Raw genomic sequence first — 19,337 nt, forward strand, 5'->3', positions numbered from 1 at the left:
TTATCCTTCAGCTTTTAAACACATAGACAGTATAAAAGGGAGTTACTGGAACTGGTCAAACAAACTTTCTGTTCTTAACCCTTCTTGTTGTAAAATATCTTTTAAACGACGTAATGCTTCTACCTGAATTTGTCTTACGCGCTCTCGCGTTAAACCAATTTCACGGCCAACATCTTCAAGTGTTGATGGCTCATAGCCAAGTAAACCAAAGCGACGCGCTAATACTTCACGTTGTTTAGGGTTTAACTCACCTAACCAATCGACAATATGTTTGTTGATATCGTTGTTTTGAACTTCGCCCTCAGGGCCTGCGCTTTTTTCATCGGCAATAATGTCTAACAGTGCGCTGTCGTTCTCACCGCCAATTGGCATATCAACTGAGGCAATTTTTTCGTTTAAGCGTAGCATTTTAGTTACGTCTTCTACGGGTCTACCTAAGCTTTCAGCAATTTCTTCAGCAGTTGGCTCATGGTCTAGCTTTTGTGTCAGCTCGCGTGCTGTACGCAAGTAAACATTTAATTCTTTAACTACATGTATTGGCAGGCGAATGGTGCGCGTTTGATTCATAATGGCGCGTTCAATTGTTTGGCGTATCCACCACGTTGCATAAGTCGAAAATCTAAAACCGCGCTCTGGGTCAAACTTTTCAACAGCGCGAATTAAACCTAGGTTACCTTCTTCAATTAAATCTAGAAGTGCTAATCCTCGGTTGTTATAACGGCGGGCAATTTTTACAACTAAACGTAGGTTACTTTCAATCATACGCTTGCGAGATGCTTCACATCCACGTAGCGATTTGCGGGCAAAAAAGACTTCTTCTTCAGCGCTAAGTAGGGGAGAAAAACCAATTTCTCCTAAATAAAGTTGGGTTGCATCAAGGTTTTTAGTTACTTCCTCTTTTGCAAATATCTCTTCTTCGTTATCAACCTCTTCAAGTAATGCTGCAGTTTCTGCTACTGCGGTGTCATCAAATTTTTCGTCGGTGGTGTTTTTGTCAAGTTTTGCTGCGTTAGCCATAAGCCTTCTCCCGAGCAATTATCAATACCTAAAAATTAGGGAAGGTATTTAGCAGGACTGACAGCTTGCCCACGGTAGCGAATTTCAAAACGAAGCGCAGTGACCGAAGATTCTGACTTGCCCATTTCTGCTATTTTTTGTCCTGCCTTAACTTTCTGCTTTTCTCTAACAAGTAGTTTCGAGTTATGTGCATATGCACTTAGGTAATCATCATTATGTTTCAAAATGATTAAATTACCGTACCCTCGAAGCGCATTACCCGCATACACCACCGTTCCTTGTGCTGCGGCTAAAACTGAAGCCCCTGTACGGTTAGCAATCTGTAAACCCTTGTAACCGTTTTCCTTATTAGAAAAGCGTTTAGTCACTTTGCCCTTTGCAGGCCAAAACCACTTTACTTTACTGCTCGACGAAGGTTTAGCATTACTAACTATTTTATTGGCTTGTTTTTGAACATACTCTCGTTGTTTCGGCTGTTCAAGATTTTTCTTTAATTTTTTGTTAGTTTTTTGTTTTATTTTAGTGCGGCTATTTTTTTTATTCTTAACTGTATTAGCTATAGCCATTGTATTACCGGGCTTTACTAATAAAATAATCTGTCCAGGATAAATTATATAAGGTGATGGAATTGAGTTGTTTTTTGCAAGTGTTCTAAAATCTTTGCCTGCACTAAAGGCAATGGAATATAAAGTATCACCCTTTTGTACTGTGTATTTATTGCCATTAATGTTAATGCCTTTTTGGAAATCATTAACACTAGTATTGAGGCTGCTAACAGGAGCAGGATTATGGCGAGATGAACACCCCGAAAGCAAAACAACAATAAATACAATTACATATAATGCGTACTGACTTTTCAAGGTGTTTTGCTCCGAAATTTAAAAAGTACTACTTTTGTTTTTTAGCGTAATAAAAAGTAAGCAACCGCTATTAATATAACTAAACCCCAGCCAAGTACTTCAACATATTGACGTAATTTTTGCTCCATTTTAACCCCACCCCACTTCATTAAAGCAGAAACTAAAAAGAAACGCGCACCACGGCCAACGGCAGACGCTATTAAAAATGGTAAAAATGCCATTTGTAATACCCCTGCACCAATAGTAAATACCTTATAAGGGATAGGTGAAAAGCCCGCTAAAAATACCACCCACACGCCATACTCTTTAAACCATGTAAGCGCTGTTTCAAACTTTTCTTGCCAGTGCATCTGCTCAATAAAGGGCTGTACAACAGGCTCAAATAACCAGTAACCTAAAAAGTAACCTACAATCCCCCCAAGTACTGAAGCAACTGTTGCAAAGCTTGCAAAGCGCCACGCTTTACTTGGCTGAGCAAGCGACATAGGGGCAAGCATTACATCTGGTGGTACCGGAAAAAAAACGGACTCAGCAAAGCTCATGGCTGCTAAATAGCGCTCAGCAAAGCGGTGTTTTGCCCACACTAGGGCCATATCGTATAACTTAGTAAACAATTTCAACGTGAATTCCTATTCAATATCACCAGGGACGAGAGGGACAAACCGAACTGGTGCAATAACATGCTCTGTGAAGCTATCGCCTTGGCGAATAACCATGGTTAATTTTTGTTCTTGCTCTCCAATGGGGGCGAGGAGTACACCGCCATCAGCTAGTTGTGCAAGTAAGTCTTGAGGTACTTTTGATGCGGCCGCGGTAACTATAATACCATTAAACGGGGCCTGCGATTGCCAGCCTTGCCAGCCATCTGCGTGTTTCATGGTTACATTGTATAAATCAAGTTGATGTAAACGGCGTTTAGCCTGCCATTGCAGTGCTTTTATACGCTCGACCGAATACACCTTATTAAAACACTTGGCTAACACTGCGGTTTGATAACCAGAGCCTGTGCCAATTTCTAACACTTTGTCGCGTACGCCAGCCAAATGAAGCAGCTCGGTCATACGCGCCACAATATAAGGCTGCGAAATAGTTTGCCCTTGCCCTATCGGCAACGCCGTGTTTTCGTACGCCTTATGTTTTAGTACATCATCAATAAAGGCATGACGTGGTATATCAGCAATGGCTTTTAATACCTGTTTGTCTTCTACCCCTTCTTGCTCTAATAGCTTAGAAAGCGCAATAGCACTGCGCGAGTAATTAGCCAGCACGGTTTATCTCCATTTCAGCTAACCACTGCCCAACCGCTTCAATACTTTCTTTTGCTGTCATATCAACGCTTAACGGTGTAACTGAAGCATAGCCATTATTAACAGCGTAAAAATCAGTGCCCTCACCGGCATCGCTTTCAATACCAAGCGAGCCATACCAAAAAATATCACGCCCCCATGGGTCAGTTTGTTTGGTCATGGTTTCGGCTTTATGTCGGGCACCTAAACGCGTAACTTGCACCCCTTTTAGCTCACTTAGAGGAATATCGGGTACATTTACGTTGATAATTTGATCTTTAGGCAGTGGGTGCGATGCTAGCCCTTTAATTATATTAACGGTCACAGCTGCTGCGGTTTCAAAGTGCTCACCATGGTGTGAGCAAAGCGACACGGCAATAGCAGGCAAGCCTAAATGGCGCCCTTCGGTCGCCGCTGCCACAGTGCCTGAATACAATGTATCGTCGCCCAAATTAGCGCCGTGGTTAATACCTGCTACGACTAAATCAGGCGTTTCATCTACTAACTGATTAACCCCTAAATGAACACAATCAGTAGGCGTGCCATTAACCGATATAAAGCCGTTTTCAAGCGTGGTAGAGCGCAGTGGATTTATTAACGTTAACGAGTTACTGGCACCACTACAGTTACGATCAGGGGCTACAAGGGTTACATCGGCAATTTGCGTAAGAGCCTGGTATAGAACAGCAATCCCTTTAGCATTTACACCGTCGTCGTTACTTAGCAGTATCTTCATTTTGACTGTCCTTTTCTTTTCGCTCATTAGGGCTTGCATCGGTGTAATCCACCAGCTCACGTAAAAGTGCGGTAGCAAAACACCCTTTAGGCAATCCAAAGCTTAATTTTAAAGTCGTTTCGTCTAGTGTTTCTATGGTTAAATCTTGCGGAATGAGGCGCAGCATACGGCGCTCATTTTTAAGGCCTAATTCGCCTAAGCCCTCACACCATGCTTGGTATGGTTTTAGCCATAATTTTTCTTGTTCAGTTAAGCCCTTTTCGCTTTTACCAACCATAGGAGCCGACATCATAATATCGCCAGAGACTAAACGTGCTATGTTTTCATCGCTTATTGCATCTTCAAAAAATGCGTTACTACCGCTTAGCATAAATACTTCACGGTGCATGGTTTTAGCTAACCCATGCTCTTTAACACGTAAGCTCACTATTTGATTAAATACATGTGAACGGGCAGCGGAGATAATAATACCGCGTAGTTTTTTATCGCGAATGCGCTCGCCGGCAAACATTTTTTCGGCCATAACTAAATTATGCCCATCGCGGCCAAAGCGCTGCTCGCCAAAGTAGTTAGGCACACCCGCACGTACGGCATTAATGCGGCATAAAATATCAAGTGGCTGGGTTACATTACGAAGCGTAATAGTGAATCGGTTTCCTTTGTGGCAACCAGTGCGTAATTTACGCTCGTGGCGCTGTTGCGAAACCACAAAAATGCTGTCGCTATTGAGTTCACTAAAATCAATATGCTTTTTAATGGGTACTTTTACACTAAACCATTGGCTACACACGCCGTGGCGGTCTTTCATGCCAGCATAGCTTACTTCGCGCGGTGACACTCCAGCCTTTTGTGCAATTAACTTGGCCACATATTGCGTGTTTTCACCTTTTTTAACGACCTGTAAGCATACATGCTCACCACCGCCGGTAAATTCTATGCCGAGGTCTTCATCAACCATAAAATCTTCAGCAACGGTTTTAAAGTCTGCTTTTGAAAGCGGTGCACCGTATAGGTAATTTAAATCGCTCATGCGCTTGCTGTACTCTCAGGCGCTTTGCTCATAATAACCACCGCATGGCTAGAAATACCTTCTTTACGCCCTTCAAAGCCGAGCTTTTCGGTGGTGGTCGCTTTAACATTTATTTGTGAAAGCTCGCAATTTAAATCGCTGGCTAAATTAGAGCGCATAGCTTGGATGTGTGGCAACATTTTAGGAGCCTGCGCCACAATAGTGACATCGCCATTGCCCAGTACATAACCTTGCTCTTTGGCAAGGCCTACAACATGGCGAAGTAAAATACGGCTATCTATATTTTCATACTCGCTCGCCGTATCCGGAAAATGCTTACCAATATCGCCCATTGCCAACGCGCCTAAAATAGCATCGCATAATGCATGAATAGCAACATCGCCATCTGAGTGTGCTAAAAAGCCCTGCGGGTAATCTATTTTTTCGCCGCAAATTGTTATTGGGCCTTCGCCACCAAATTTGTGTACGTCAAAACCATGGCCAATTCGAATCATAATGCTTGCTCGTTTTGTTGTTTGTTTAATAAAAACCCCGCTAGGTCTAAATCCTCCGGCGTGGTTATTTTAATATTGTCGCTGCGCCCTGCAATTAGCTTAACGGGTTTATTTGCCCACTCAATGGCACTGGCTTCATCGGTAATAGTTACGCCTTCACAAAGCGCACGTTGCAACGCACTTTTAAGCTCGTCATATTTAAAAAGTTGCGGCGTAAGCGCTTGCCATAAATCATCACGAGGCACGGTTTGCTCGCTATGCGTGTTACCACGCTTTATGGTGTCTTTTACTTTGCTTGCTAAAATACCGCCTTCGTCGTCGGCTATACAATGCGCTATTAAGGTTTCAATATCGTTAATAGTGACTAAGGGGCGGGCTGCGTCGTGTACCAGCACCCATTCAGGAGGGTTATTTTCTAAAAATAATAGGCTATTAAGCACTGAGTCTGCTCGCTCTTGCCCGCCGTTCGCGCGTAAAATTCGCGAGTCTATATGCGCAAGCGAGTCAAAATAAGGGTCAGTTTGACTAACGGCTACAACTATTTGGCTTAAGCTTTGTAATTGCGAAAGCTTACAGAGCGTATGCTCTAAAATAGTTTTTCCTGCCAATTTAATATACTGCTTAGGTGCACTGTGCTGCATTCTGCTGCCTACGCCGGCAGCGGGTACAATGGCAGCTATTGAATTATTATTTTTCATGTTGTTTGCCCGGTAAAACACGTATAAATGTTTCATCCGGTTTAATCATTCCTAATTCGTTACGAGCGCGCTCTTCTATGCCTTCTTGGCCAAGCTTTAAATCTTCTATGTCGGCGGTAAGTACTTTATTGCGCTTAATTAGTTTTTCATTAGTTTGTTGATGAGAAGCCACGGCTGCTTTTAAACGCGTATAGTCTTGCACCCCGTTATGACCAAACCAAAGTCGGTATTGTATAAACAGTGCTAAGCACAACAGGCCAAGCTGAAAAAACCGCATTTAACACTCCCTATTTGTTTTTCGTTATTAAATAAAATTAGGCTCGTGGGCGTTTTATATTACGCCAATTAATATTACCCGCTAATAGCATTTCTCTAAGTGAAAGCAACCTAGGTGCGCAGCGTTTTGAAAATTGCCACTGATGCCCGCAACACGCCGCTGTTAAACTCATTTTACTGGGTTTTACCAACTGCGCATTTGCTTGCTCTAGGCCCTTGCCAAAAAAATCGAACCAGCCTAGTTCATTACAGTGCAGTTTATTGTCGCTTACTTGATCTATGCTGTCTATTCTTAGCCTCACTTGGTCATGGCTATTTATTAACACCGGCACTATTAGCCCCACTTGGGCATATTTTTTATAAAAAAGTTCATTTGCCTGAGCGTTAACCTCTGGCGGTGTTGGCTTTTGTTTTTCAAGCCAAGAGCCATTTTGTGAGTCGAGCGCAAACGGCGAACTCCCATTGGCAACCAAAGTGGCCGCCCGTTCTATATAATACGGTAAGCTTTTTAATTGGCGGCGTAGTTTATCGGCATTAGGCTCAGCAACTAAGCGCTGTACCTCTCGCTGATAAAACGCATTGCACAATTGTGCATACAGCACTTTTTGCGCATCACTTTGCCATATTTCTTGCTGCTGAGCTGCAAGTGGCTGACTCTTCGCTACCAATAGTTATACTCAAAAAACAATTAGGTAGCTGTTTTATAGCACAATAGCCGCTATTTTTTAAGCGTACTAGGCAATTTAAGCGCTTGGCTTTTCACCTAATTTAGCAATGCCGCTTTCTAAAAATTGCACCACGGTATTACGCTTTTTACCAATTAATAAACTGCCATCAGCTAAAAACATAAAGTTTTGCCAATTACGTTTAAATACATCAAAGGTGGTTTCTATAACGTTATCGCGTGCCATACAAAAATAAACAGTGGTATTAGCCTGCCAATCTAAATGATCCAAAATAGCTTGCGGTAAGCTTTCGTCGCCATTTTCCCACGCATCTTCCCAATTTACTTCATCGCTAAAGCTTTCTTCTTTACCGCACCAATCAGTTTTATCAAAAAAATCGGGGTGGTCGAACTCGCGGCTCACCATAGTGCTCCAAAGCACCGCAGCACGTTCGCTGCTCATTGGCTTAATACGCGCAGCGTCTTCTTCAGATACAGGGAGGTCTTTATGACGAAAAACCCAGGCTTTTTTGTGATCATCGAGCGAAATATAATTCATAGTGTTGGTGTATTCTTTGGCATAATAAAAAGCAGACGCAATTATACAAGAGATCAAAACATGACTACAGCAATAAAACCGCTTTCCCTCACACCAGGCATATATCAACACTACAAAGGCCCACAATACAAAGTATTTTACGTAGCAACACACAGTGAAACCGACGAGCAACTAGTTATATATCAAGCCCTGTATGGCGAGTACGGCATGTGGGCACGTCCACTAAGTATGTTTTTAGAAACCGTTGAAAAAGATGGACACACTATTCCACGCTTTGCCTACCTTGGAGCTGCAGATTAACTATGGCATTATAATCACATACAACACTGATCAGACCAGGCAAGGGGAACCCGTGCAATTTAATTCTACCGACAACTACATCGCTAGCAGCTCGCTTAAACAGGCTGTAAATGCCGCTATTATGCTTGAAAAACCCTTATTAATTAAAGGTGAGCCAGGTACAGGTAAAACCATGCTGGCTGAAGAGCTTGCTAAAAGCTTAGATACCGAGCTTATTCAGTGGCACATTAAATCAACCACTAAAGCACAACAGGGCTTGTACGAATACGACGCGGTATCGCGCCTACGCGACAGCCAATTAGGCGATGAGCGCGTACATAACATTGGCAACTACATTGTTAAAGGTAAGCTATGGCAAGCGTTTAACTACGCTGAACTTAACGGCAAACGCCCAGTGCTTTTAATCGACGAAATAGACAAAGCCGACATCGAGTTCCCAAACGACTTACTGCTCGAACTTGATAAAATGGAGTTTCATGTTTACGAAACTAACGAGCGCATTGTAGCGAAAGAACGCCCTATTGTGATCATCACTTCCAATAATGAAAAAGAACTACCAGATGCCTTTTTACGCCGCTGCTTTTTTCACTATATTGATTTTCCAAGCAGCGAAGAAATGCAGCAAATCGTTGATGTGCACTACCCTAACGTTAAACAAGATTTAGTTCGCCAAGCACTCGAAGTATTTTTTAACTTACGTGAAGCCAACGGTCTTAAAAAGAAACCTTCCACCAGCGAATTACTGGATTGGTTAAAGCTTTTAATGGCCGAAGATATAGACGCTAAAACACTGCACGATAAAGCCCAAAAAGGCGGCTTAATGCCGATGTTTGGCGCACTGCTTAAAAATGAGCAAGACATAAGCCTCATCGAAAAACTCGCGTTTATGAGCCGTCGCTAACATGCTAGTACAGTTTTTTTTCACGCTGCGCAAATACCGCTTACCGGTAAGCCTGCGCGAGCTACTCGATTTAATAAACGCCTTAAAAAAAGGCGTTATATTTGCCGATGTAGATGGCTTTTACCATTTAGCCCGCACCCTAATGGTAAAAGACGAAACCCATTTTGACCGGTTCGACAAAGCGTTCAGCGACTACTTTAGCGGTTTTGCCGACCTTGATTTGCTCGAAAGTTTAAAACAACAGCACAACTTACCTAAAGACTGGTTGCGCAAAGAGTTTGAAAAACACCTAAGCGATGAAGAAAAAGCCCAGCTAAAAGCCATGGGTGGGCTCGACGAGCTAATGAAAACCCTAAAAGAGCGTTTAGAAGAACAGCAAAAACGCCACGCAGGCGGCAATAAATGGGTAGGCACCGGCGGTACATCACCTTTTGGTGCATACGGCTATAACCCAGAAGGCGTGCGTATAGGGCAAGAGGGTAACCGTAATCGCCAAGCGGTAAAAGTGTGGGATAAACGCGAATACCGCAATTTAGACTCTGATCGCGAAATAGGCTCACGTACTATTAAACTCGCCCTTAAAAAATTACGTAAATTTGCCCGCACTGGCGCAAGTGACACCCTTGATTTAAACGAGACCATTCGCGCTACTGCCAAACAAGGCGGCATGCTGGATGTAAAAATGGCGCCCGAGCGCCACAATGCCGTTAAAGTATTAATGCTGTTTGATATTGGCGGCTCAATGGATGACTACATTCATACTTGCGAAGAGCTATTTAGCGCAGCCTACAGCGAGTTTAAACATTTAGAGTTTTACTACTTTCATAACTGTTTGTACGAACACGTGTGGCAAGATAACGCACGCCGCCATTCAAACATCATCGATACCATGACGCTGATTAATAAATTTACCAGCGACTACAAAGTAATTTTTGTGGGCGATGCTACTATGGGCCCATACGAAATAGCGTACCCCGGTGGCTCAGTAGAGCACTACAATGAAGAGCCCGGCAGTGCATGGTTGCAACGTATAACAAACCACTTTGATAAAGTCGCCTGGCTCAACCCACAACCGGTTGAACACTGGCCGTACTATCAATCAATTGATTTTATAAAGCAGCTGATGGATAACAGAATGTACCCGCTGAGTTTAGATGGAATAAGTAGAGCGATAAAAGAGCTGAGTTAATTCACCAATTTGAACCAGACTCTCCGTAGCTTGCTGGATACTTAATGAGTTACTTTTTAACTTTCAATTATATATATACATTTAGCAAGGTTAAATAATATATTCTCGAATGTAAAATGGGTATTTTGCTAGGCCTAAACTTAATAAAGACTAGGGCAATGCTTTAACTATACTAATAATAAAGTGGTTTAACATGATAGAACCTACTATTTGCGATCTTAAATTTCGAAAGCTCTATAAAGATTTATTAAAGAAGAACTCACTAAATGACTTTGAAAAGACATCTTCGGTAATTAAGTCAATTTACTCTCATGCTAAAGTAGAAAAAATTACAGTAGGACGGTTTTTAGCTATTAAAGGATATAAAATTACTATAGGAAAAAGAACTGCTTTTTTTCCAGTTAGTAAGTCAAGAGATATTAAAAATAATAAACTTAATGGATTATCATTTCTTAGAAATGAATTTTATGAAATTGGTATTGTTCTGCCAACTTTAATCTCTAATGGTGATCAAGAAATGCTTTTAAAGACATTATCTGAAAACCAAGATAAAAATATAAATGAAAAAATAATTACCGATTTTTTCAAAGTTACTTTAGGGTTACCTGAGCTTTTAACGAGCACATACTCAACCAACAAACATATTTCGAAGTACATTAAAATATTAGAGGAGTCGCTTAAAGCTTACCACTTAGGATTATTTAAAGTTGCAGTGATTTCATTATTACCATGTATAGAAGGTGTAATTAGGGATCTTGGTGTAAAGGCTTCATCTGTTTCTTCCAAAGAGTTGATGGGCAATCTCATCAAGCTCCAACGATACTATATTAAGTACTATATTTTTAATTCTTATAATTATATCCCTCAAGATTTCCTAGATATAAAGTTGCATGACACTTATGATGAATGCATCCAAGTAATTGAATCTTTAAGGTGGTTTTTAGAAAAGTCTTTATACCAACATACAAATACATTTAATGAATCTCATAGCCTAAATAGGCATTCAATATTGCACGCCCTGAAACCTGAAAGTAATTACGGTACAGAAAGTAATTTTTTTAGATTGATTAATATATTAAATTCATTATATTTTTGCTCAGTTTTTAGCGGTGAGAATGGAAGCTTATTTCATCCCTCCCACACTGCACAATCAGAAAAGTTGGAATCAAAATATTTACTCTATTCAAGTTTTAAACATTTAATATGATGTGGTCGCGTCTCTTTCTATGATTCGTAATAAATCAAACTTGTCTAAGTATCTCATTTACTTGAATGAGCTCCATAATGCCTATAACTCAGCTATATGATTCAATGTCTCAGGGTGACGCTGCACAAGCTTTAGCAATGTTATCGCTTGCCCATTCGGTGCACTACGCCCTTGCTCCCAGTTTTCGAGTGTTCTTGCTGATGTATGTAGAATGTTTGCAAATACACCGCGCGACATATTAAATGTTTCTCGAATATTTACTATTTCATCGGGTGAGATAGCAAGATCGTTAATATCATTTACCGCATGAGTACGTAACGTAAGCTTTCCTTGTGAATGCGCTTTAGCATCATCAAGTGCTGTCGTTAATTCTGAAAATAAATCACGTTTGCTCATTGCGCCATACCTCTAAGAATTCTTTTAATTGCTTTTTCTGATCTGCTGTTAAATCGGTTACTTCGTTTTTACTGTAAATAGTGAGTAGATAAAAACGTCTTTTGTCGTCCAAGTAATAATATATAACTCTTGAACCGCCACGCTTACCTTTTCCTTTGCTCGCAACTCGAACTTTACGTAAGCCGCCTGTTCCTTGAATCACATCGCCTTGTTTTGGGTTAACCGTGAGGTCTGCTTGAAATAAACGATATTCGTCATCACTCAAGTACAGCTCTCGGTACTTTTCAAATATGCTTGATTCAACAAATAGGCTTTTCATACATAGAAGTATACGCAGATAGCGTATAAATTCAATTAAAGATTTTAAATGGGCGGCAGCTGGTAGCTTTTGCGTTAGCTAAAGCACTTTACTCATAAACAAGCTGTACGGATCTAGCTGATAATCACCGAACGGCTCGCACTCTTTAAAACCAAATTGAGTGTAAAGCTTTTGCGCAGGTAAAAATGCTTTTGCTGTTCCAGTTTCTAGGCTTAACTTTTTATACCCTCGCAGTGTTGCTTGCTCAATAATATGGGTGAGTAACTTAGCGGCTATGCCTTGGCGTAAGTAGTTGCTTGAGGTGCGCATTGATTTAATTTCGCCATGCGTTGTATTTAGCACTTTTAATGCGCCAACACCCGCTAAATTATTATCAATCCATAAGCTATAAAAAGTTATATCGGGCTTTGTGAGTTTAGTTACATCCAGCGCATGTACGCTTTCAACAGGTGAGTGTTTTAGCATATCGTTATGATGCGCTTGTAGTAACTTTATAATGTGTGGGTTTGAAAGCTCGCCTGTTCTAATATCCATTTACACCCCATTTAATCTTTGAATTTAATGCTTTAGGGCTTTAATTAAAGCCCTAAAATAAACAGCTATTTTTAGGCTGCTAGCTTCCACACCACAAACGCAACAGCAAAACCAACCAAGTACACTAAGCCTAACCACGTTAAGCTGCGCAATAGTACGCTGTGTTTAATGGCCGGCTCTGAGCGCACTAAACTAAAGTTAAGCCATGCAAAAACGGGGGTAGTGACAAAAGCAAGTGTCATAGCAAAGGTAAGCATTGGGCCAAGGGCCGATTTAAAAAATAAAATAACGGCCATACCGGCAAAGGCCTGCAGTACTAACCAAATATTTAAACTGTGTTTAGATTGCTTAAAACCAAGTAGTTTATGTGACTCGTTAAGTGTACGTGCATAGCCATCAAGCACTGTGAGTGTAGTGCCAAACATACATAAAAAAGCAATGGCTGATACAAGCGGCCTCGCCCACTCGCCAATAGTCAGTGCATACATATCAATAAGCTGTTTAGCAAAGGCAACACCGCCAAGCTCAATACTGTTGCTTTGCCCGTATTGCACCAGCACACCTAAGCTAAAAAATACCAATGCTAAACAGGCTGTTAGCCAATAGCCTACGTTAAAATCGGATAAGCCTTGGCTTTTAGTAACCGTTTGCTGAGTTTGTTTTTCTTTAAGCCAAAGCGAACTAAGGGCTGAAATTTCAATGGGTGCCGGCATCCAGCCCATTAACGCGACCATAAAGCTCAGCATAGCCAACTCGTAAGGTGATGGGCCAATATAGTCAGCTGGTGCCATTGGGCCGTTACTAAACGCGATAACCAGCGCAATAACAGTAGCTAACGTTAATAGCCCCATTATGCCTTTAGCAACGCTATCGAGCGCTTTAAAGTGCCCAAGTAATAAAATGGCTAAACACACGGCCAATAATATCCAACACAGTAGCGTGACTTCTATCACTATTGGCAGCGCATAATGCAGCAAGCTTGCAGTCAGTAATAACACCCCTGCGGTATTAACTATGGCGGCCAGTATATTTAAGCCAATAAAACTATAAAAATAGACAGGACCTTTATTTTTATAGCCTTCTACTAAACTGTTTTTGGTTGCTAAGGTGTATTCCATACCAAAGCGAAAAAACGGGTACTTTAATACGTTAACAACGAGAATTAGCCAAAACAGTTGCCAGCCAAATAGCGCGCCAGCTTGAGTAGATGCAACTAAGTGAGAGCCGCCAATTGCTGCGGTTGCCATTAAGACACCAGGGCCTAGTGCGCCCAATCGAGATTTCCAAGAGGTGTGTGTTTGCTGCATTAATTTCTCAAATTATGTGTGTTATTCGCTCTGGTTATTAATTTTCATAATTAATAACACCGAGGGCTGCATAACTTACCTAAATTAAAGGCAATAAAAAAGAGCCGTAAGGCTCTTTTTTATAGTACTTTGGGACTAAATCTTATTTTAGTTCCATCTCTTGGATGATTTCGTGCGCTATTTCTGGCGTTGTGCTTACAGGCTTTTCGTGTAAATTTGCTTTTATTTGCCCTTTTCGATGTTTTAGTGCTGCATCGAGTTTTTTAGCTGCGCTTGCAATCGCCGGGTACATAACTTCGTTTTCCCCTTTTACCGATATACGCGCACCTTCGTAATTTGTGCTAATTTCTGCTTGGATTTTGTGATGCTCTTTAGACAATATAATGTCGAGTGCGATAAGTGATGGAAAGTGGCTCTCGACTTTTGAAAACTTTTCGTTGATATGCTCTCTAATAGAGTTAGTAACGTCTACATGGTGACCAGAAAGATTAATTTTCATAGGGTATCCTTTTATTTGTTACCTCATAAATAGTATTGGGGGCTATTTAGATTAACACAAGGAAAAAGCACTGATTTTTGAAATTAATTTATTACTTAAACTGTTTTAAATTATAAGTTGTGCAAAGTTTATGCAAAGCCCATGAGGTATGGGCTTTCAGACGTCTAGCCTTTAGCGTTTAGTCTGTGTACGAACAGCAATAGTCAGCAAAATCACTCACTTTTACTTTAAAGCTAACATTGGCATCAACGTTAAATGATTCGCCCGCGGTAAATGTTTTCCACTGCGTTTCACCAGGTAATAAAATGTCCCACTGGCCGCCTAACAGCTCCATTAATTCTTTTTTACTGGTATCAAATACAAATTCGCCTGGTTGCATAAAACCTAGCGTTTTGGTTGTGCCATCGTTAAATACCACGGTACGGCTTGATACTTTACCGTCAAAATACACGTTCGCTTTTTTAATTACGCTTACATTTTCAAACTGAGACATCCTCACTCCTGTTGTATTATTTTATTTAATCGGCCACCACCTTGCCTGATAGGTCATAGCCTTGCAAGAAAAGCGCTGTGAAAATTACTCATCTGAAATTAAAACTCAAAAGGCTTTAAACTAAGAAAGTACTACGTATTACAAGCAGTGTGATGCAGTATCTTAAGGCTACTACACCGCTTTATAACTCAGTCAGCAAACAAAAAAGCCCGCCCTATTTTACACAGTGCGGGCTTTTAAATATTAAAGCTAACGATTAAAACAACTCGTTTGCTTTATTTACAATGTTCTCTACTGTAAAGCCAAAGTACTCAAACAGCTCGCCAGCAGGTGCCGACTCACCAAAGGTAGTCATACCTACTACTGCACCGTTTAGGCCAACGTACTTGTACCAGTAATCAGCAATACCAGCTTCTACTGCTACGCGGCGTGTAACAGCTGCCGGTAGTACGCTTTCTTTGTACTGTGCGCTTTGCTCTTCAAATACATCAGTACATGGCATAGATACAACACGTACCTTTTTACCTTGGCTGCGTAGCTCTGTTGCAGAGTCTTGTGCTAGTTGCACCTCAGAACCTGTTGCAATAATAATTAGCTCCGGTTCGCCGTCACAGCTAAGGATGTAACCACCCTTTTTAACATCTGCTAATTGCTGAGCGTCACGCGCTTGTTGCTCAAGACCTTGGCGAGTAAAGATAAGTGATGTAGGACCATCTTTACGCTCAATAGCTTGTTGCCATGCAATTGCCGACTCAACTTGGTCACACGGGCGCCAGTTGTATAAGTTTGGCGTTAGACGCATGCTAGCAATTTGCTCTACCGGTTGGTGAGTTGGACCGTCTTCACCTAGGCCGATTGAATCGTGCGTGTATACAAAAATGCTTGGTTGCTTCATTAGCGCAGCCATACGTACCGCATTTTTTGCGTATTCAACAAACATTAAGAACGTTGCCCCGTAAGGAATAAAGCCTTTATGAAGGGCAATACCATTCATAATTGCCGACATACCAAACTCACGTACACCGTAGTAAACGTAGTTACCGCTTGCATCGTCTGCAGTTAGCCCTTTAGAGCCATCCCAAATTGTTAAGTTTGATCCAGCTAAATCGGCTGAGCCACCCATGAATTCTGGTAATAACGGGCCAAATGCATTTAATGCATTTTGCGACGCTTTACGAGATGCAGGGTTTGCAGGGTTTGCTTGTAGTTGCTCTATGTACGCTTGAGATTTTTCAGCCCAATCGCCTGGAAGTTCGTTATTAATACGGCGCTTATATTCAGCTGCAAGCTCTGGGAATGCCTTTGCGTATGCTGCAAATTTTTCGTCCCAGCTAGATTCAAGCTGTTGACCTTTTTCTTTGCTATCCCACTGTGCGTAAATATCATCAGGGATTTCAAATGCACCGCCAGACCAGCCTAAAAATTCGCGAGACGCTGTAATTTCGTCATCACCTAATGGCGCGCCGTGACAATCGTGGCTACCAGATTTGTTAGGTGAACCGTAACCAATCACTGTTTTACAACAAATTAGTGATGGTTTGTCGGTAACACTTTGAGCCTCTGCTATTGCAGCACTAACAGCATCGCTGTCGTGACCATCAACGTCACTTATTACATGCCAGCCGTACGCTTTAAATCGTGCTGGTGTATCGTCGCTAAACCAACCTTCAACTTCACCATCGATTGAAATACCGTTGTCATCCCAAAAAGCCACTAACTTGCCAAGGCCTAATGTGCCAGCAAGTGAACATGCTTCATGAGAAATACCTTCCATTAAACAACCGTCACCCATAAATGCATATGTGTAGTGATCAACAATGTCGTGGCCTTCACGGTTAAATTGTGCAGCAAGCGCTTTTTCAGCAATCGCCATACCTACCGCATTTGTGATCCCCTGACCTAGTGGGCCCGTAGTAGTTTCAATTCCTGGTGCATAACCGTACTCAGGGTGGCCTGGCGTTTTAGAATGCATTTGACGGAAGTTTTTAATTTCATCAAGTGGTAAGTCGTAACCAGTTAGGTGCAATAGAGAATAGATAAGCATTGAACCGTGGCCGTTTGAAAGAATAAATCTGTCACGGTCAGCCCACTCTGGATTAGTTGGATTATGCTTTAGATAATCGCGCCATAATACTTCTGCGATGTCGGCCATGCCCATTGGGGCTCCAGGGTGGCCAGATTTGGCCTTTTGTACTGCGTCCATTGACAAGACGCGAATAGCATTTGCAAGTTCTTTGCGAGATGGCATGAATTCTCCTACCTTTATGTGTATTTGCGCGGGTACTTATGTGTTCGTTAATACCCTTAAGTAACTTAAGAGCTGTTATAGCAACCATTCTTACTTAATGTGGGTGCACTGTGCAATTAAAAACCCCATAAAAATGGGCTATTATGAATATTTTTTAAGACCAAAAAGTTATTACTCATTTTATTTAGACGTCTAGGCGTAAAAACACTATGCAAGGAGTTTTGTTTTAGATAAAATACGCCCCTTAATTTTTTAGCGCTAATACCGACGTTTGTGAAGCGCAATATTTGTGAGCAGAAATACAATGGCAAAACATTTATTTACTTCTGAATCTGTTTCTGAAGGTCATCCGGATAAAATCGCCGATCAAATCTCTGATGCGGTACTTGATGCTATCCTAGAGCAAGACTCTCATGCCCGTGTTGCGTGCGAAACTTACGTAAAAACCGGTATGGTTATGGTTGGTGGTGAAATTACCACTAGCGCATGGGTTGATATTGAAGAAATTACACGTAAAACAGTACGTGAAATTGGCTACACGCATTCAGACATGGGTTTCGATGCAGACTCGTGTGCAATTTTAAACACTATTGGTAAGCAGTCTCCTGATATTAACCAAGGTGTTGACCGTACTAGCCCAGAAGAACAAGGTGCTGGCGACCAAGGCCTTATGTTTGGTTATGCATGTAACGAAACAGAAGTACTAATGCCTGCGCCAATTACTTACTCACACCGTTTAGTACAGCGCCAAGCGCAAGTACGTAAAAGCGGCGAGCTTAACTGGTTACGCCCAGATGCAAAATCTCAAGTAACTTTTGCATACGAAAACGGCAAGCCAGTAGGTATTGATGCAGTTGTACTTTCTACTCAGCACGCTGAAGAAATTTCGCAAAATGACTTAGTTGAAGCCGTGATGGAAACCATCATTAAGCCGGTACTTCCTGCCGAGCTTATTACTAGCGCGACTAAATTTTTCATTAACCCAACGGGTCGTTTTGTAATTGGTGGACCTATGGGCGACTGTGGTTTAACGGGTCGTAAAATCATCGTAGATACATACGGTGGTATGGCACGTCACGGTGGCGGTGCTTTCTCAGGTAAAGATCCATCAAAAGTTGACCGCTCAGCTGCATACGCTGCACGTTACGTAGCTAAAAACGTAGTGGCTGCAGGCCTTGCTGATAAGTGTGAGCTACAAGTATCTTACGCAATTGGTGTAGCAGAGCCTACCTCTATCAGCGTTGAAACTTTTGGTACAAGCAAGCTTGAAGAAGGTCGTTTAATTGAGCTTATTCGTGAGCACTTTGACCTACGCCCTTACGGCTTAATTCAAATGCTTGATTTAGAGCGCCCTATCTACCAACCAACAGCGGCATACGGTCACTTTGGTCGTGACGAATTCCCATGGGAACGTACAGATAAAGCAGACGCACTTCGCGCAGCGGCTGGCCTATAAGCCAAAATGCATTAAATAATAAACGGCCCTTTTAAGGGCCGTTTTTATATCTAAAGCAAAGGCTAATTATGCGCTTTATATCAATTGCATTAATTTAGTTGTTTATCATAGCACCCAAAAAATAGTGCAATAACAAAGTGAATTTACGGCGTACAGTTATTTTATATAAATAATTTTAACGCAGTCAGTGCGCTATTTAATACGCTAAACTAATCGTGTTTTGAATTAAATTGGTATTAGCTAGCCCTCGAATTTCGCACGGTTTTAGGTATATACTCTTTGTATAATAAAAGCTTAAGGGATAAGTAAATGGCCAATAATTTTCGCGTTATGTTTGTAGGACTCGCCGAGGGCACTGAGGCTAAAACGGCCTGCGTAAATTTAGCAAGTAAGCTAAAAACGTCTGAAGATAAAGTAACTCAGTTTTTTAATGGCAAAGCACTCTTTGCACCTAGCAATAAAGACAAAGCCCTAAAGCAGGCCAAATTACTAGCAAGCCTAGGCATTAAAAGTAAGTTACAAGCCACAGGTGAGCTACCCACTCAAAGTCCTAGCGCAGCTAGTCAGCGCGATGAACGGATTTTTGATGCCCTTGATTACATAACAAGCAGCCTGATCCGCCTAGAAGAAAAGCTAGAAGAGCTAGAACAAAGGCTTCCAACCAATGAGCTAAAAAGCCCTACAGATGAAAACGATGAGTGGCAAGAAGATGATCTTATGCTTGACGAGCAGCTCGATGAACCCGTTAAAACGCGTAGCAATACTTTGTTATATTCACTGATTGCCACTGCCGTTTTACTACTTATTGTGCTTGCTGTTTACTTAGCTTTTCCTGATTTAGTGTCTATTTAATCAAAGGTGCGTAATT

At 41.5% G+C, this 19,337-nt stretch carries 24 protein-coding genes; 6 read left to right on the plus strand and 18 right to left on the minus strand.

Annotated features, from left to right (window positions below; translation table 11 throughout):
• Positions 1-42: 42 nt before the first annotated feature.
• The 11 genes from rpoS to VOI46_RS12650 all read right to left on the minus strand — a co-directional run bounded on the left by rpoS (position 43) and on the right by VOI46_RS12650 (position 7,620).
• Positions 43-1,017 (minus strand): RNA polymerase sigma factor RpoS, encoded by a 975-nt coding sequence (rpoS, locus tag VOI46_RS12600; RefSeq protein WP_004586190.1) that lies wholly within the window; start codon positions 1,015-1,017, stop codon positions 43-45.
• Positions 1,018-1,052: 35 nt separating this feature from the next.
• The gene (locus VOI46_RS12605; RefSeq protein WP_004586189.1) at positions 1,053-1,877 is read right to left on the minus strand and encodes a peptidoglycan DD-metalloendopeptidase family protein; all 825 of its coding nucleotides are present in this window, start codon (positions 1,875-1,877) and stop codon (positions 1,053-1,055) included.
• 41 nt (positions 1,878-1,918) lie between these two features.
• Complete coding sequence (locus VOI46_RS12610) at positions 1,919-2,497, minus strand: YqaA family protein (protein ID WP_004586188.1); 579 nt, start codon at positions 2,495-2,497, stop codon at positions 1,919-1,921.
• Positions 2,498-2,506: 9 nt separating this feature from the next.
• A complete protein-coding gene (locus tag VOI46_RS12615; RefSeq protein WP_004586187.1) occupies positions 2,507-3,145 on the minus strand; it encodes a protein-L-isoaspartate(D-aspartate) O-methyltransferase in 639 nt (212 codons plus the stop codon).
• The gene (gene surE / locus VOI46_RS12620; protein WP_004586186.1) at positions 3,135-3,899 is read right to left on the minus strand and encodes a 5'/3'-nucleotidase SurE; all 765 of its coding nucleotides are present in this window, start codon (positions 3,897-3,899) and stop codon (positions 3,135-3,137) included. Before surE ends, VOI46_RS12615 begins: the two co-directional genes overlap by 11 nt.
• Positions 3,880-4,929, minus strand: coding sequence for a tRNA pseudouridine(13) synthase TruD (locus VOI46_RS12625; RefSeq protein WP_004586185.1), 1,050 nt, complete (start codon positions 4,927-4,929; stop codon positions 3,880-3,882). The genes surE and VOI46_RS12625 overlap by 20 nt, the downstream gene beginning before the upstream one ends.
• Positions 4,926-5,423 (minus strand): 2-C-methyl-D-erythritol 2,4-cyclodiphosphate synthase, encoded by a 498-nt coding sequence (gene ispF, locus VOI46_RS12630; protein ID WP_004586184.1) that lies wholly within the window; start codon positions 5,421-5,423, stop codon positions 4,926-4,928. The genes VOI46_RS12625 and ispF overlap by 4 nt, the downstream gene beginning before the upstream one ends.
• On the minus strand, positions 5,420-6,121 hold the full coding sequence (gene ispD / locus VOI46_RS12635) for a 2-C-methyl-D-erythritol 4-phosphate cytidylyltransferase (protein WP_004586183.1): 702 nt from the start codon (positions 6,119-6,121) through the stop codon (positions 5,420-5,422). The genes ispF and ispD overlap by 4 nt, the downstream gene beginning before the upstream one ends.
• Complete coding sequence (gene ftsB, locus VOI46_RS12640; protein WP_004586182.1) at positions 6,111-6,398, minus strand: cell division protein FtsB; 288 nt, start codon at positions 6,396-6,398, stop codon at positions 6,111-6,113. The genes ispD and ftsB overlap by 11 nt, the downstream gene beginning before the upstream one ends.
• 37 nt (positions 6,399-6,435) lie before the next feature.
• Positions 6,436-7,065: a hypothetical protein gene (locus VOI46_RS12645; protein ID WP_004586181.1), complete on the minus strand. Its 630-nt coding sequence runs from the start codon at positions 7,063-7,065 to the stop codon at positions 6,436-6,438.
• Positions 7,066-7,140: 75 nt separating this feature from the next.
• Positions 7,141-7,620, minus strand: a complete 480-nt coding sequence (locus VOI46_RS12650; RefSeq protein ID WP_004586180.1) for a DUF2947 domain-containing protein — start codon at positions 7,618-7,620, stop codon at positions 7,141-7,143.
• Between the two features lie 60 nt (positions 7,621-7,680).
• Between VOI46_RS12650 and VOI46_RS12655 the strand changes: the two genes are divergently transcribed.
• From VOI46_RS12655 to VOI46_RS12670, 4 genes are all read left to right on the plus strand, one after another.
• Positions 7,681-7,920, plus strand: a complete 240-nt coding sequence (locus VOI46_RS12655) for a DUF1653 domain-containing protein (RefSeq protein ID WP_004586179.1) — start codon at positions 7,681-7,683, stop codon at positions 7,918-7,920.
• Positions 7,921-7,972: 52 nt separating this feature from the next.
• Positions 7,973-8,821: a MoxR family ATPase gene (locus tag VOI46_RS12660; RefSeq protein ID WP_004586178.1), complete on the plus strand. Its 849-nt coding sequence runs from the start codon at positions 7,973-7,975 to the stop codon at positions 8,819-8,821.
• Between the two features lies 1 nt (position 8,822).
• Positions 8,823-10,010 (plus strand): VWA domain-containing protein, encoded by a 1,188-nt coding sequence (locus tag VOI46_RS12665; RefSeq protein WP_004586177.1) that lies wholly within the window; start codon positions 8,823-8,825, stop codon positions 10,008-10,010.
• A gap of 193 nt (positions 10,011-10,203) precedes the next feature.
• Positions 10,204-11,217 (plus strand): hypothetical protein, encoded by a 1,014-nt coding sequence (locus VOI46_RS12670; RefSeq protein WP_004586176.1) that lies wholly within the window; start codon positions 10,204-10,206, stop codon positions 11,215-11,217.
• An 81-nt stretch (positions 11,218-11,298) separates the two neighbouring features.
• On the opposite strand, the gene VOI46_RS12675 is transcribed toward VOI46_RS12670, so the two are convergent.
• The 7 genes from VOI46_RS12675 to tkt all read right to left on the minus strand — a co-directional run bounded on the left by VOI46_RS12675 (position 11,299) and on the right by tkt (position 17,013).
• On the minus strand, positions 11,299-11,613 hold the full coding sequence (locus VOI46_RS12675) for a type II toxin-antitoxin system MqsA family antitoxin (protein ID WP_004586175.1): 315 nt from the start codon (positions 11,611-11,613) through the stop codon (positions 11,299-11,301).
• Entirely contained in the window at positions 11,600-11,932 is a 333-nt protein-coding gene (locus tag VOI46_RS12680) for a type II toxin-antitoxin system RelE/ParE family toxin (RefSeq protein WP_004586174.1), read from the minus strand. The genes VOI46_RS12675 and VOI46_RS12680 overlap by 14 nt, the downstream gene beginning before the upstream one ends.
• Positions 11,933-12,010: 78 nt before the next feature.
• Positions 12,011-12,466 (minus strand): GNAT family N-acetyltransferase, encoded by a 456-nt coding sequence (locus tag VOI46_RS12685; protein ID WP_282337605.1) that lies wholly within the window; start codon positions 12,464-12,466, stop codon positions 12,011-12,013.
• Between the two features lie 71 nt (positions 12,467-12,537).
• Positions 12,538-13,773, minus strand: coding sequence for a divalent metal cation transporter (locus tag VOI46_RS12690; RefSeq protein WP_282337604.1), 1,236 nt, complete (start codon positions 13,771-13,773; stop codon positions 12,538-12,540).
• 142 nt (positions 13,774-13,915) lie between these two features.
• Positions 13,916-14,272, minus strand: coding sequence for a ribosome-associated translation inhibitor RaiA (gene raiA / locus VOI46_RS12695; RefSeq protein ID WP_004586171.1), 357 nt, complete (start codon positions 14,270-14,272; stop codon positions 13,916-13,918).
• Between the two features lie 178 nt (positions 14,273-14,450).
• Positions 14,451-14,765 (minus strand): pyrimidine/purine nucleoside phosphorylase, encoded by a 315-nt coding sequence (locus tag VOI46_RS12700; RefSeq protein ID WP_004586170.1) that lies wholly within the window; start codon positions 14,763-14,765, stop codon positions 14,451-14,453.
• A gap of 256 nt (positions 14,766-15,021) precedes the next feature.
• On the minus strand, positions 15,022-17,013 hold the full coding sequence (tkt, locus tag VOI46_RS12705; protein WP_004586169.1) for a transketolase: 1,992 nt from the start codon (positions 17,011-17,013) through the stop codon (positions 15,022-15,024).
• A 304-nt stretch (positions 17,014-17,317) separates the two neighbouring features.
• Here tkt and metK point away from each other — a divergent pair, with 304 nt between their 5' ends.
• Positions 17,318-18,469 (plus strand): methionine adenosyltransferase, encoded by a 1,152-nt coding sequence (metK, locus tag VOI46_RS12710; protein WP_004586168.1) that lies wholly within the window; start codon positions 17,318-17,320, stop codon positions 18,467-18,469.
• Between the two features lie 309 nt (positions 18,470-18,778).
• Positions 18,779-19,321 carry a hypothetical protein gene (locus VOI46_RS12715; protein WP_004586167.1) on the plus strand — a complete coding sequence of 181 codons (543 nt, stop codon included), beginning with the start codon at positions 18,779-18,781 and terminating at the stop codon, positions 19,319-19,321.
• Positions 19,322-19,337: the final 16 nt, after the last annotated feature.

The sequence above is a fragment of the Pseudoalteromonas sp. CuT4-3 genome, assembly GCF_035666335.1.
Taxonomy (GTDB): Bacteria; Pseudomonadota; Gammaproteobacteria; order Enterobacterales; family Alteromonadaceae; genus Pseudoalteromonas; species Pseudoalteromonas atlantica.